Origin of the sequence: Colwellia sp. D2M02 (assembly GCF_018860755.1) — a bacterium.
Classification (GTDB): domain Bacteria; phylum Pseudomonadota; class Gammaproteobacteria; order Enterobacterales; family Alteromonadaceae; genus Colwellia; species Colwellia asteriadis.
Map to the genome: position 1 here is coordinate 1 of NZ_JAHKPW010000070.1, position 15,541 is coordinate 15,541.

10 protein-coding genes are annotated in these 15,541 nt (G+C 37.2%); all 10 read left to right on the top strand.

Translation table 11 applies throughout. The annotated features are described in order from the left end of the window. The first annotated feature begins 179 nt into the window (after positions 1–179). The 10 genes from KO495_RS12495 to putA all read left to right on the top strand — a co-directional run bounded on the left by KO495_RS12495 (position 180) and on the right by putA (position 15,483). A complete protein-coding gene (locus KO495_RS12495) occupies positions 180–869 on the top strand; it encodes a methylamine utilization protein (RefSeq protein WP_215980744.1) in 690 nt (229 codons plus the stop codon). Beyond that, positions 859–3,186 (top strand): bifunctional diguanylate cyclase/phosphodiesterase, encoded by a 2,328-nt coding sequence (locus KO495_RS12500; protein WP_215980745.1) that lies wholly within the window; start codon positions 859–861, stop codon positions 3,184–3,186. The genes KO495_RS12495 and KO495_RS12500 overlap by 11 nt, the downstream gene beginning before the upstream one ends. Continuing rightward, positions 3,161–4,000, top strand: a complete 840-nt coding sequence (locus tag KO495_RS12505; RefSeq protein ID WP_215980746.1) for a DUF3034 family protein — start codon at positions 3,161–3,163, stop codon at positions 3,998–4,000. Before KO495_RS12500 ends, KO495_RS12505 begins: the two co-directional genes overlap by 26 nt. Further along, positions 4,000–4,437 (top strand): group 1 truncated hemoglobin, encoded by a 438-nt coding sequence (locus KO495_RS12510; protein ID WP_215980747.1) that lies wholly within the window; start codon positions 4,000–4,002, stop codon positions 4,435–4,437. Before KO495_RS12505 ends, KO495_RS12510 begins: the two co-directional genes overlap by 1 nt. Before the next feature lie 163 nt (positions 4,438–4,600). Beyond that, positions 4,601–6,559 carry a methyl-accepting chemotaxis protein gene (locus KO495_RS12515; RefSeq protein ID WP_215980748.1) on the top strand — a complete coding sequence of 653 codons (1,959 nt, stop codon included), beginning with the start codon at positions 4,601–4,603 and terminating at the stop codon, positions 6,557–6,559. Between the two features lie 230 nt (positions 6,560–6,789). Next, the gene (locus KO495_RS12520; RefSeq protein WP_215980749.1) at positions 6,790–7,215 is read left to right on the top strand and encodes a hypothetical protein; all 426 of its coding nucleotides are present in this window, start codon (positions 6,790–6,792) and stop codon (positions 7,213–7,215) included. A gap of 23 nt (positions 7,216–7,238) precedes the next feature. Continuing rightward, a complete protein-coding gene (locus KO495_RS12525) occupies positions 7,239–7,955 on the top strand; it encodes a pseudouridine synthase (RefSeq protein ID WP_215980750.1) in 717 nt (238 codons plus the stop codon). A 102-nt stretch (positions 7,956–8,057) separates the two neighbouring features. Continuing rightward, complete coding sequence (locus KO495_RS12530; RefSeq protein WP_215980751.1) at positions 8,058–8,369, top strand: hypothetical protein; 312 nt, start codon at positions 8,058–8,060, stop codon at positions 8,367–8,369. A 175-nt stretch (positions 8,370–8,544) separates the two neighbouring features. After that, entirely contained in the window at positions 8,545–11,133 is a 2,589-nt protein-coding gene (locus KO495_RS12535; protein ID WP_252738963.1) for an EAL domain-containing protein, read from the top strand. Between the two features lie 531 nt (positions 11,134–11,664). Next, positions 11,665–15,483 (top strand): bifunctional proline dehydrogenase/L-glutamate gamma-semialdehyde dehydrogenase PutA, encoded by a 3,819-nt coding sequence (gene putA, locus KO495_RS12540; RefSeq protein WP_215980752.1) that lies wholly within the window; start codon positions 11,665–11,667, stop codon positions 15,481–15,483. Positions 15,484–15,541 lie beyond the last annotated feature (58 nt).

The window sequence follows — 15,541 nt, forward strand, 5'->3', positions numbered from 1 at the left end:
TAACCACACGACAAAGGCTTTGCCTTGTATAAATACCCAACAAAAAGCTGCAAAAACAATCTCGAAAGATCAACAACCCCTAATATATTTTGACTATACTGGAGAATAAACCTTAATTGATTAGACACTTAGCTTAAGTGTCGCTATGCTCTTATAGTACGTAAATACCTAGGATTGTTATGATCATTTTTAAGATCTCCACCGCCGTTAGTATATTTTTCGTCATGCTATTTTCCACTAAAGCTGCGTTAAGTAGTACGCTGATTAAAGTTGTCGATCAGCATAATACTCCTTTAGCTAATGTTGTTATTGAGTACCTGCCCGCTAATATTAAGTTTAAAAAAGCAGAGCCTGCTGAAAACTTGAAAGAAAACTCTCCCCCAGTTTATGTGATGGACCAGCTTGATAAAGCGTTTGTACCTGACTTACTTGTTATTCCCAAAAATAGTTTAGTTAGCTTTCCAAATAGTGATGATATTCGTCACCATGTTTATTCTTTTTCTGCTGCGAAAACCTTTGAATTAAAGCTTTATGCAGGCCAACCTAAAGAGCCAGTACTATTTAATAATGAAGGGCTTGTAGTTATGGGGTGTAATATTCATGATGCGATGGTTGGTTATATATATGTTTCAAATAATGATGATGTTTTTATTAGTAATGAAGAAGGTGAAGCGTTAATTAATACTACATTATCTACAGGTGATAAATTACAGCTTTGGCATGCTAATGCTAAAGCTGGAATAGATAATCGCACTTTAATGGCGTTTGATAAGTTATTGATAAATAATAATGAAGTACAATTAGTATTGCCTGTTAACTCTCCAGTAGAGCGCAATAGCTTTGAAGATTTATTTTCACATGCTCACTAAGCTTAGCTTCAAAGCACAAGTTACCTGGCTATCAACCAGCTTAATTTTACTGACGGTAGTGTTTCTAACGGTAAGTAATTGGCTGCGATTTGCTGATTATGCTGAGGGACAAATTGATAACCAAATGTACTTCGCACAAAATGTGCTAGAGCAAAACCTTAATCAACAAGAAAAAATGCTCATTACTGCAGCCAATGTATTAGCCGCAGACTTTGGTTTTAAACAGGCTGTAGCGACGCTTGATAATAAAACGATAGATAGCGCACTACTTAATCATGGTAAGCGCATTAATGCCGACTTAATGATGTTATTAGATGTTGAAGGGAAATTAATCACCAGTAGCTCATCTTATGTATTTAATGCCCAAATGATTGAAAGAAACATCAATAAATTGCCCTTTCGAGATATACATGCTCGACTACTAAGTATTAATAATAATGTCTTTCAAGTGATTGTTGTTCCTGTAAAGGCTCCTAGAACCATAGCTTATACAGTTATCGGCTTTAAATTTGATAAAGAGGTATTGGTGCAATTTAAAAATTTAATTGCTCTTGATGTTACTTTAATTGATGGTGATACCATCATTGAGTCAAGTATTGAGGACGCTGTCATTAAGGAAACTTTGCTTAACAGCGCGAATGAACAATCAGTAAACCTATTATCAGCAAAATCTAATTATTTTCATAAAAAAATTCAGCTAGGTAATGCCAATAAAGTACAAGCCATATTATCAGCTTCATTACTTGGTATTTATGAAGACTTTAACCAGTTAGTGACGGCTATTTTAATTATCGCTTTAATTGTTATTTTTATTGCTATTGTTTTATCCCGCCTGTTATCACAAGGCTTAGCATCACCTTTAACTATTTTGATGAACCTCACAAAAAAGATGAGTCAAGGTGATTTTGGTGTTCCTAAGCTCGCTAAACGACTCCCTGTTGAATTTACCGAATTATATCAAGGTTTTTCAATAATGAGCTCGGCAATAGAACACCGTGAGCAAGAAATTATTTACCAAGCAGATCACGACTTATTAACCGGTTTGTATAATAGACATAAAATTGTCAGTAAAATAGAAGCGCATTTAAGTAATAATGTTCCTTTGTTACTCGTCACTTTTAATATTAAAGGCTTTAAGGCGCTTAACGATACTATTGGTGTGACCAATGCCGATGGCATATTGAAAGAAATATCCGTTAGAATTACTAAATACCTTACTGCTTTGAATATTGGTCAGTTAAATGAGGCTGTTGCCGCACGTACTAACTCCGATGAGTTTTTACTAGTGATGCCCATTGAAAGTATGGGTGAAGTAAACGGTTTAATTGAGTTATTACAAATCGAGCTCAACCTACCTTTTTGGGTTGATGATATTAAAATTAGTTTGTCGCTATATTTTGGTGTTGCAAATTCAATAGAGCACGGCGTTGATTCGCAACGTCTAATAAGGCGCTCTACTATGGCGGCTGTTTCTGCTTATCAAGAGCAACTATCTTTACGATTTTATCAAGAAGGTGAAGATGAAGCTTACCTGTATAATTTACGATTAATTGAAGAGCTAAAGTCGGCTTTAGAAAGTGAAGTCAGTCCGCTTTTTATGAATTACCAACCTAAACTCAACCTTGTTACAGGGAAAGTCGATAAACTTGAGGCATTGATTCGCTGGATAAATAAAGAAGGTGACTTTGTTAACCCCGAGTTATTCGTTGATTTAGCTGAAAAGTCAGGTTTAATTGTTACCTTAACTCGATGGGTTATTTTACATGTAATTCAACAGGTTGCGCACTGGAATCACGCTGAACATTATTTTAAGGTTTCAATTAATTTATCAGCGCAAGACATTCAGCATGAGGAATTTATTGAGTACTTACTGACAACGGTTAGGGATTATCAGGTTAAACCCCAACAAATAACGCTAGAGTTAACAGAAAGAGATTTGGCAGAAAACGAAAAATTAGTAGCCTCACGCTTAGAACACTTGAAATCTTTGGGTTTTGAGGTATCTGTTGATGACTACGGTATTGGTCAGTCTTCATTAGCTAAGTTAAAAAACTTACCAGTTGATGAGTTAAAAATAGATAAAGTGTTCATTTTAGCTCTAGATCAATGTAAAAAAGATCAAGACATTGTGTCATCAACGATTTCTTTAGGGCATAAACTAGGGCTTAGAGTGGTAGCTGAAGGAGTCGAAAATAAAGAAAGTTTGGCGTTACTCGCTAAATTTAATTGTGATTATGTGCAAGGCTATTATTTATCTCGCCCTGTAACTGCGGAGAAATTTATTCAGTGGTATGAAAGTTATGAACCATCTATTTAGCGCATTACTGTTATCACTGGCTATGATTCCTACACTGAGTACTGCTAAGGGAAAAATACTAGCGACGCCAGGGGTTGCACAAGTTGAGGGAGCTGGCGGCGGCGGTTTAGTGCCATGGGCACAATTAGCGGGCTATGCTAGCGAAGATGAAATTGCGTTGTCTGCTTTTTGTACTCAGGCAACGGTGAGCGACTTTAAATTAAATAGTTGTGGTGCACAAGTTAATTTATACGACAGGGTAGAGGTTTCGTTTGCTCAACAAAATTTTGATGTTGATCCACTATCATTAACCCTTTCACAAAATATTATCGGCCTTAAATTACGGTTGTATGGTGATTTAATTTATAGCTCTTGGCCACAGTTGTCACTAGGTCTTCAACATAAATCTATTGCAGATAATGACATTGCTTATGCGTTAGGCGCTAAAGAAGATAGCGGTACAGATGTTTATTTAGCGGCAAGCAAACTACATTTAGGCTTGTTGGCAGGGTATAACGTTTTGTGGAATACATCTATTCGATACACTAAAGCCAATGAAATGGGGTTGCTTGGTTTTGGTGGTCCTACTGAATCTGGTGCATTACAGCTAGAAGCATCGGTTGCAGTCTTACTTAATAAGCATATTGCTATTGGTACAGAGTATCGGCAAAAGCCTGATAATTTAGGCTTAAAGGAAAGTGATTGGCGTGATGTTTTTATTGCCTGGTTTCCTAATAAACATATTAACCTAACTTTAGCTTACGTTGATTTAGGCACTATTGCCGCAGTGCCTGAGCAAACAGGCTGGTATCTTTCACTCTCAGGCTCTTATTAATGCTTAAATATTTTAACAGTATACTGATAATACTATTACTGGCCCTTATTGGTGGCTGCAGTGGTAATAAAGCAACGAGTCAAAATAATTTATATTACGACGTTGGTGAGCGGCAAGGAATTGAACGCTTGGTTGATGCTTTTATTCAGCGCATTGGTCAAGATGAAACTATATTGCCTTATTTTGCTAAATCGAGTGTGTCGCATTTTAGAGCAGGCTTTATTGAACATTTTTGTGATGTGGTTGGTGGCCCATGTCAGTATCAAGGAGATACTATGAAAGATATTCATACAGGTATGAGTATAAATGAGGCGAGTTTTAATCGTATTGTTGAGCTGTTAATTTTAGCAATGGAGGATGTGGATATTAGTTATCCAGTGCAGAATAGAATCCTTGCCAGATTAGCGTTATTACGAAGTGAAGTTATCCATATTTAACACCAGAATACTTTTAGCCCCAAATAAAATTTTGGCAGCCTTAAAAACTAACGACTATATTTAGATAACGCTTCATTCAGATATTAACTGAATGAAGCGTTATCACCTTCAAATGGACTTTAAAGGTATTTAACTTTTACTGGCTATCTATATTGAGGCTTACATGCTTAAAAATTTAAAACTCTCTGCTCAATTAAACATATCATTTACACTTATCCTCTTGCTATTAATTGTTATTTCAGTGCTCTCCTATCGTGGCTTGAATCAAGGGTATAGCAACTTTACTAGCTATAGAGGTTTAGCTGTTGACACTAATTTAGCAGGAAGAGTACAAGCGAATATGCTAATGGTTAGGTTAAATGCTTTAAAGTATTTGGGAGCATCAACACCAGAGGTATTAGCCGAATATAAAGAGAGATTAGCGCGAATGGATAGCTTTTTAATGGAGGCTAAAAATAAAATTAAAAACCCAACAAGAGCGGCTGATATTAATAGCGTTATTACCCTTATTGGTGACTATAGAAGCGGGTTTGATCAAATCGTTAGCCTTATTGCGTTACGCAACGATATTGTCAATAAAGAGCTCAATCCATCAGGTCGCAGTATGAGAAAAAATATAACAGCGCTTTTAGAGCTTACCCATAAAAATGGGAATACTAGTGCGCATTATGCTATAGCCAAAACAGAAGAAGCGCTTTTACTTGGTCGTTTATACGTAGTGAAATTTCTCGTCACCAATAATAAAGGCGATTATGAGCGGGCTCAGTTAGAGTTAGGTGAAAACCTTGTCCGAGAAAAGAACCTACTTGTCGGGCTATTAAGCTCTAATCAAGAAAAAGATTATCTTCGTCAATTTGAACAAAACTATAATAGTTATTTATCTGCATTAGAGAGCGTCTATGATGCTATTGTTCAACGCAACGACATTATTGACAATACGCTTAATCGTATAGGGCCAATCGTTGCTGATAAAGTTGAGAGTGTAAAACTTTCAGTAAAAAAAGAGCAGGATCTACTCGGGCCAAGTGCTCAAAAAAATGCTGAGAACTCTGTCTCTTTAGTTATGTGGGTATCGTTAATAAGTGTTGTTTTAGGGGCGACTATGTCTTGGTTTCTTAAAGAAGCAATTAAACGCCCTGTTGGTGGTGAGCCTTTAGAAATAGCGAATATTACTCATTCAATTTCAGGAGGGAATTTAACTTACGACTTTGGTGATACACAAACAGCTACGGGTATATATTTAGCGATTGCTGAAATGACAAATAAGCTCAAAGAACTTATCGGGGGAATTGTCGAAACAGGCAATGAAATAGCCAGTAGTGCCAATCAAATGTCTGTTGTTTCAGATCAAACAAGTGATGCGGCAATGGCACAAAAAGAGTTAACTACACAAGTGGCTGCTGCTATTAATGAAATGTCATATAGTATTCAAGAAGTTGTTAAACATGCAGCTGACTCATCTATGGCTGCATTTGAGGCAAAAGGAAAAGCTGAAAAAGGTAAAGAGGTGGTAGATGGCACTATAGCCTCTATTGAAAACCTTGCGAGTAGCGTCGAAGAGTCAGTAGAGGTTATTAAATCGCTTGAGAAAAACTCGCTTGAAATAGGCACTGTTGTGCAAGTAATACAGAGTATTTCAGAGCAAACTAATTTACTCGCGTTAAATGCAGCTATAGAGGCAGCACGTGCAGGCGAGCAAGGGCGAGGTTTTGCTGTTGTTGCTGATGAGGTGAGAGGGTTAGCGCAAAGAACACGTGCGGCAACCAGCGAAATACAAGACATGATTCAAACTCTGCAAACTGGAACTAATGATGCCGTAAAAGTCATGAATGAAAGTAAAGATGAGGCGCAAGAAACCGTAGGGAAATCTAAAGAGACTGGTGATGCGCTTGCGAGTATTTTAGAAACCATTAATTTAATTAACGATATGAACACACAAGTTGCTACTGCAGTAGAAGAGCAGTCGGTTGTCGCGAGTGAGATCAATAGCAATATCACTTCAATCAGTGACTCAGCAGAAGTTACCGCTAATGGTGCTAGTGAAACCGCAGAATCGAGCCAGCACATGTCAAGCTTAGCTCAAAAACTTCAAACATTAGTCGGTGGCTTTAAAGTTAGCTAACTTTACTTTAGGTTAACTGCTTATCGTCAGTTTTAAGGCAGCTGTTTACTAAATGCAGTTGCCTTTTTATTACCGCGCCCAAATATTGCTCATATATTTATAGGCGTCCTGTTTAATATGATAACTTGTCTTTGAATATGAGCTTTTTCATTTAATTGTATGTTATTAATAGTAATCTAGGGTAGAACCCTTGTATTATCGTATATAATTTACACCTAAGGAATAAAGTTGTGAGTGAACGTCTACCTATTAATATTGAAAAGTCTAATGAGCTCATCACATTAACCCAAGGGAAGATACACTCAGTAACTAATAAACTAGAAGCACAGCTAAACTTCCAAACCATGATGGCAAACTGGTATGGAGATGAAGACAACATTATTGATATTTCTTTATGGCTTTATACGGCAACTGAATTTGATAGCGTGAAAGTGCAATTTCATGACACTCACGAGCTAAAACATTTTTCTGATGATGTTTTTAGTATATTCACACCTGTTCATGGTGGTGGTTTAAATTGTTATATTATGATCACTGAAGCTGAGTTAACCTTAGTTGCGAAGCACCCCAAAGTATTACTGCCTCTTTTAACCACTAAATTAACCAAGGTGTTAGGGCTTATTGCTAAGCAACTGGCCTATCCAGAATTACCTTAATATTTGCCCGAGATTCAATATTAATGGCTATTAGTCGAACCCGTTTAGATCGCTTTATTAGTGAACACTGCCAAGTTAATCGAAAAGCCGTGCGGCTGTACCTTGCTCAACAGCGTATAACGGTTGACGGTATCATTATCAAAAACGTAGCTCATATTGTTGATAAGTTTTCTCTTATTTGTATGGATGACAAAGTACTACAAGCCAATGAAGCCCGATATATTATGCTTCATAAGCCTATAGGTGTTGTATCAGCCACAAAAGATGAGCAACATAAAACCGTGATCGATTTATTACCTTACTCAGATAAGCGTGAATTACACATTGTTGGGCGTTTAGACTTAAATACTTCTGGACTAGTTTTACTCACCAATGACAGTCGTTGGTCTGAAGCGTTAACCCAGCCAGAAAGTAAAGTTGAAAAAGTTTATCAAGTGACACTGAAGAACCCCTTAACGAGTGATTATATTCAAGCATTTGAACAAGGAATGTACTTTGAATATGAAGGTATTACTACTTTACCCGCTAAGTTACGAATTTTAACGAGCCACAGCGCCGAAGTAGTTTTACTTGAAGGTCGTTACCATCAAATAAAACGGATGTTTGGTCGTTTTCGAAACCCCGTGGTTGCCTTACATCGTAGCGCTATTGGTCAACTTAGTTTAGATTATTCGCTCAAGGTTGGCGAAAGTCGGCTGTTAACTTCGCAGGAAGTTGCTATGATTAATAATAACTCGTAATTATGTCACTCGCATTTGAAAATAGCCTGAGTATAATACTAAGTTCAACCGTTCCTAAATTCAAAATAACAATTACTTTTTAAGTGTAACTGGAAGATATTAATGAATAAATCACTATTTTTAGCATTACCGTTAGGTTTCTTATTAGCGAGTTGTTCTAGCTCCGAGAATACATGTGAAGATATAACTTTAGCCTCAGAACAAATTCAAGAGTGCCAAGCTTTACACCGTAAAATAATTAATGCAAAAGGTGATGTGTTAATCAGAACCGAATTAGAAAGGCGTTATCAGCAAGACTGTATTGAGATTCGTTACTATCGTGATGAGCATCAAGCTGCTATTTGTGGTAACAAGCATAAACTAGAAGAGATTAAGCAAAAAGCTAAGAAAGAGGCAAAAGAAATACAAGAATAAATTTAGTAATTACCTAGCATTATTCACGATAAGCAATGGTAGATTTTAGTGTATAAATAGTTCATTATACTGAATAATAATTTAGTTGGATGATTGATTTCCAGAGTTGGCTTAATGTCGCGTCTGTCGCTAAAATGGCATAAAATCTAGCTCTAATAAAGATAACGTTGGTTTGATGGGTAAAATAGACAATAAGTGCGATCAACAGACTGAAGTAACGAACCACTCTGAAGATATCGAATTACTGCGTCAAAAAAATGATGACTTGCAAGCTCGTTACACAGCATTATTTCGTTTAAATCAATTATCTCAAGAGTGTGATGAACTTAATCACTTCTATGCTCAAGTACATCGAACAATTGCTTCACTAATGACCGCAGAAAATTTATTTATTGTTTTATACGATCAAACATTTTCCTTACTTGAGTTTGTTTATTATATTGATGAAGTTGATGAGTGTCCTGAAGGAAAAATAGATTTCGCAGATTATGAAGGCTCTTTTACATCCTTAGTTATAGAGTCTAAACAGCCCTTACTTGTAACTCCTGAAATAGATCAACAGTTGCAAGATAATGCGCTGGTAAAAGAGTTTGGTGTACGTGGTACCGATTGGTTAGGTGTACCGTTATTGCATAACGACTTGGTTATTGGTGTTATTGCCGTGCAAAGTTATAGTGAAAGTGTACGCTACCAAGAAGCCGACTTAAAGTTACTGACCTTTGCTGCCCAGCATGTTGTTGGCGCTATGGTGCGTTTGCAAGATCAACAACGTTTGAAAAATGCGGTTAATGCACGCACTAAAGAGTTAATGGCACAAATTCGTGAGCGTGAAAAAGCTGAAGTATTACAAGAGTCGTTATATAAAATTTCAGAATTGAGTACTGATGTTAATCTTGATATTAATACGTTTTACAGTAGCGTACACGATATTATTGGTAAATTAATTAACGCAAAAAACTTCTTTATTGCAAAGTATAATATAGAAGAAGAGTTATTAGAGTTTTGCTACTACGTAGACCAAAAAAAAGATGATCTAATTGAAGAGTTCAAACCGCGAAAGTTATCGAACCGTTTTTCTGAGCTAGTCTTACGTAATCGCAAAACTGTTTTACTCAGTTATGAAGATATGCTTGAGCTGTATAAGCAAGGCAAAACACAAAAACCTCATAAAAATATATATTCCTGGCTAGGTGTACCATTAATTTATTCCGATAAATTATTAGGTGTAATGGTTATTCAAAGTTACGAAAGTAAAACTATGTACACCGAAGGTGATGCTGAGTTATTGAACTTTGTTTCTAACCATGTTTCTGCAGCAATTAAGCGTAGAGAGTTAGCTGATTTTGAGCGACGCACTCATGAGCTATTAGAGCAACAAGTGAAATTAAGAACGTTAGCGCTTGAAGATGAAATAACTCAACGTAAACAAGCCGAAAAGCTATTAAAACATACAGCTGCTCACGATAGCTTAACGGGTCTTCCTAATCGCACTGTTTTCATTGACTTACTTAGCCACGCTATTGCTAGTCGTAAACGTAATACTGACTTTTCATTTGCGGTACTTTTTTTAGACTTAGACCGTTTTAAAGTAGTTAATGACAGCTTAGGTCATCATGCAGGCGATACGTTATTAAAAATAATTGCAACTGAATTACAAAGTATCGTTCGAGAAAAAGACACGGTAGCGCGCCTTGGTGGCGATGAGTTTGTTATTTTAATTGAAGATATTGACACTCAAGGAGAGGCATTTGACGTTGCCGATAGAATAACAGAATTCCTTAGCCAGCCTTTTACTATTGAAGATCAATTAGTTTATACCGGCACAAGTATTGGTATTCTTTTTGATGATGACCGTTATGATAGCGCGGATCTGATGCTAAGAGACGCTGATACGGCAATGTATCACGCTAAAGATAGCGGTAAAGGGCGTTATGAAGTTTTTGATGCTAGCATGCATAAAAAAGTTCAACACGCGTTAAGTATGGAAGCTGATATAAGAGAGGCCATTAGCAAACAAGAGTTCATTCCTTATTTTCAGCCTATTTTGCGCTTAGATAATGAAGAATTACGCGGCTTTGAAGCACTGGCCCGTTGGCAGAGTGACAAGCGTGGCTTCGTGTATCCTAATGACTTCATTCCGTTAGCAGAAGAAACCGCACTGATCCAAGCTATTGATATGCAAATAATCGAAAGAGCTTGTCAGCAAGTTCGTACTTGGCAATTAGAGCTTGGGTGTAGCGAGCTTTATGTAAGCTGTAATTTATTCTCTCAACAATTTTTTAGTAGCAACTTACCGAATCAAATTAAACGAATTTTACAACGCTCTGGCTTAGCGCCTAAAAACTTGCGTATAGAATTAACTGAGCGTGCTTTATTAGAAAATACTGAAATTGTTTTAACCAATATGCAAGCGCTGAAAGAAATGGGCGTAAAATTATTGCTGGATGATTTTGGTACGGGTTACTCAAGTTTAAGTTACCTACATCGCTTTCCGCTTGATGTTCTAAAAATAGATCGCTCTTTCATTAGTAATGTTCATGAGCACGATAATCATAGAGCTATTATTAAAACCATTGTTGATTTAGCGACCAATTTACAAATGGCAACGGTAGGCGAGGGCATTGAAAACTTAGCCGATGCCGAGCTCTTACAACAAATGGATTGTATGTATGGGCAAGGCTATTATTTTGCTAAACCTATGTCTGCTGTTCAAGCGAGTGCGTACATACAAGAAAAAATACAAACCAACTCAATATTGAAGTGATTTGCTGTTTTAAACCATAAGCTAATGTGTCTTAATTCTTCTGGATTATTAAAAGTGATATAAAGATGCTTATCAGAATAAATATAGACGACTTATTATATAAATTACATCGCTATTTGTTACTCCCTAACAGCTAAGCTTTTTTATTTTTGCACCCGTTGAAATAATAAGAGAGCAGCTACAACTTATTAAAAACCATGTGTAATGCTGTGTTTTATTCTAAATTCAGTTTTTTATATGGGTAAAACTGGAATTTAACCAGCACATTCTGTCGAATACCTCCTAAAATGCGCCAATAATTGTATGCTGTCTAATACGATGAAAGAAGATCATTTTTACATACATTTTGTTAAAGTGATTAAGTAGATTATGTTACTACTATCTTTCTTTAAGAAAGTAACTATTAATACAACGAGACGTTTGATCATGAATCGCTCAAACGTTTAAAACACAAATCTTCAAGTAGGTTGGGTATATCTATATTCGTTACTATAACTAGGTATAACTTAATTTACTTTTAAGGATATTTACATGCTTTTTACTGATTCACTACAAACTGATTGCCCAATTCGTCAAAAAATTCGCGAGTTCTATCGTATTGATGAAAATATTGCTGTTGATCATATTTTACCTGCCGCAGAGGTAAATGTGAGTGCGCGTAGTCGTGCATGGGATCGTGCTCGCCGCATGGTATTGCAAATTCGTCAAGACCAAGAGGGTAATGGTGCAATCGATGCATTATTAAACGAATACTCACTTTCATCTGAAGAAGGTGTGGTATTAATGTGTTTAGCCGAAGCGCTATTACGTGTACCAGATAAGCATACACAAGATGTATTAATTCGTGACAAAATATCAAAAGGTCAATGGAGCTCACACTTAGGCTCTAGTGAATCATTGTTTGTAAACGCTTCATCATGGGGGCTTTTAGTTACTGGCTCTATGGTAGATTTTGCCGACAAACGTAAAAAAGACCAATTTGGTTTATTGAAAAAAACCATTGGTCGTTTAGGCGAGCCTGTAATTCGTAAATCAATGAACTATGCCATGAAAGTCATGGGTAAACAGTTTGTTATGGGTGAAACCATTAAAGCCGCTACTGAGCGTGCAGCCACCAAAGAACAACAGGGATATGTGTACTCATACGACATGCTCGGTGAAGGTGCACGTACAATGGCTGATGCTGAGCGTTACTTAAAATCATACCAAGACGCTATTGATGCAATTGGTAAAGTGGCCGTAGCATCAGGTAAAAATAATCCGCGTAAAGTACCAGGTATTTCAATTAAGCTATCTGCTATTCATCCACGTTATGAATTTAGTCATCAAGGTCGAGTAATGGCAGAGTTGGTGCCAAAGCTTAAAGCACTTTGTTTACAAGCTAAAAAATACAACATTGGTCTAACGGTTGATGCTGAAGAGTCTGAGCGCTTAGATATTTCATTAGATATTATTGAAGCTGTATTTACCGATAGCGAGCTAGGTGACTGGCAAGGTTTTGGTTTGGCGATGCAAGCTTACCAAAAGCGAGCTATTTATGTTGTTGAATGGTTACGCGACTTAACATTACGCAGTGACCGTAAAATGATGGTACGTTTAGTTAAAGGCGCGTATTGGGATACTGAAATTAAAAACGCCCAAAAAGATGGTTTAAGTCATTTTCCTGTATTCACACGTAAATCATCAACAGATGTTTCTTACCACGCGTGTGCTAATAAATTGCTTGAATATCGTGACACTATGTATCCGCAGTTTGCGACACATAATGCCTACACCGCAGCAACTATCATCGAATTAGCAGGTGACGACAAAGAAGGTTTTGAATTCCAATGTTTACACGGTATGGGAGACTCTTTGTATGATCAAATCGTGCGCGACGAAAGTATCCAATGTCGAATTTATGCACCAGTTGGTCATCATGAAGACTTACTCGCTTATTTAGTAAGACGTTTATTAGAAAATGGTGCTAACTCTTCATTTGTTAATGCCATTGTTGATGAAAGTCAGCCAGTTGAAGCATTACTTGCCGATCCTGTTGAGAAAACTCAACGCCTAAAAGAAAAATATAATACCCAAATTATTAAGCCGATTGACTTATACGGTGAAGAGCGTGATAACTCTAAAGGTTTAGACTTAACCGATGTTAACGAAATCACTCCGTTAAAAACAGCGTTAGATACATGGTTTGAAGATCACTTAATAACCGAGCAAGATGTACCTGAAGGTGCTAATGCTGTTAGAAACCCTGCCAACCATACTGAGGTTATTGGCTTTCACCAGCACCATAATGCTGATGAAATGTTAGCAATGATCGATAAAGCTGATACCGCCTTTATTGAATGGTCAAAAACACCGGTAAGTGAACGTGCAGCTTTATTATGTCGTATTAGTGATATTTTAGAACGTCATATGGACGAGCTAATCGCCCTTTGTATCAAAGAGGCTGGTAAGGTTGCTCAAGATGGTATTGATGAAGTACGTGAAGCTGTTGATTTTTGTCGCTATTACGCAGCAAGAGCGGTGAAATTAAGCGAAGATGATCGTCTTGAACCACGTGGTGTTGTTCTTTGTATTAGTCCATGGAATTTCCCTCTAGCTATATTTTTAGGTCAAGTTGCCGCTGCTATTGCTACAGGTAATACAGTATTAGCAAAACCTGCTGAACAAACAGGTTTAATTGCCTTACGTGCTATTGAACTAATGAAATCAGTAGGTTTACCTGAAAACGTTGTACAAGCGGTTATTGCTCGCGGTAGCGTGGTTGGTAGTACTATTATTCCTGATGCTCGTGTACAAACAGTTATGTTTACTGGATCAACTGAAACCGGCACACGTATTTCGCAAACTTTAGCAGAGCGAGGTGGCGATCAAGTACCACTTATTGCTGAAACGGGCGGCCAAAACTGTATGGTTGTTGACTCAACCGCGTTACCTGAGCAAGTGGTTGACGATGTTATTTCATCGGGCTTCCAAAGTGCGGGTCAGCGTTGTTCAGCATTACGCGTTTTATTCTTGCAAGATGACATTGCTGATAATGTGATTACTATGCTTAAAGGTGCATTAGCAGAGCTACACATAGGAAACCCAGCAAACTTAAGCACGGATGTTGGTCCTGTTATTGATCAAAAAGCACTAGATGCGTTAAATGCACATGCAAGCTATATGAGTAAACATGGCAAGTTGTTGTACCAATGTGAATTTTCAGAACAAGTGGTTGATGAAAAGGGTCACTTCTTCTTTGCGCCGCGTTTATATGAAATTGATGATATTAGTGTTCTTAAGCAAGAAGTTTTTGGTCCTTGTGTACATATAGTTCGCTTTAAAGGCGAAGATATTGAAAACGTTATTGAAAAAATTAATGGTACTGGTTTCGGCTTAACTATGGGGATTCATACTCGTATTGAACATCGTGCGGTTGAATTAGCTAAGTTATCTCGAGCGGGCAATATTTATATTAACCGTAACATGATTGGTGCTATTGTTGGCGTACAGCCTTTTGGTGGTCGTGGTCTTTCTGGTACAGGCCCTAAAGCGGGTGGTCCAAACTATTTAACACGTTTAGTAAAAGAAAAATCAACCCCAGATGCTGATGAGGTAATTTTCCCAGAGAAAAAAGAAACACGTTTAACGGATGACGCACAAGGGGAACATGAAGCTATTCGTATAATGGATAAAGCGAATTGGGCTGAACAAGAGTGGCGTTTAACAGACTTAAATACGCGAATTTCTTGTGTACGCCAATTACTGGCTAAAATTTCTCACGTTGAGATTGTTGACGATTTAGCCGATAACTTAAATAGAACAATTACCTCCGCACGCTCTCAGTTAATTGATATTGAAAAGCGTATGCGAAGAGCTCAAGAGTTACCTGGACCTACGGGCGAGTCTAACATCTTGTACTTAGAAAACCGCGGTAACATTATTTGTTATGCCGATGAAGATGTTAACTTCCACTTCTGGGTGCTTTCTGTTGTGACGGCATTAGCAACAGGTAACACCGTTGTATCAGTTGTATCAGACTTATTTTATCAAGAAGCATTGGCTTTTAGAGATAAGTTTCTTGCAACTGGCGCAGGTAAAGATGTATTTCAAGTTGCTAAATTAACTCACTTAGAAGCAATGCTAGCGCACCCTGCACTTGCAGGTGTCGTGGTAGATAGTCTTTGTAATAGTAAGCACTATATTAGTGAGAAGTTAGCGCAACGCCCAGGTGCTATACTGCCAGTTATTAGTTCTGAATACTTTGATAATCTAATTCAGCGTCTAGTAACAGAAAAAACAATTAGTATCGATACTACAGCCTCAGGTGGTAACACATCATTAATGACAATGATTGAAGCTGAAGAGTAAGCGTTAAATCGTTTATTTAATCTGAACTCGGTTTAAAAGATATTTAACAAATTGAAAT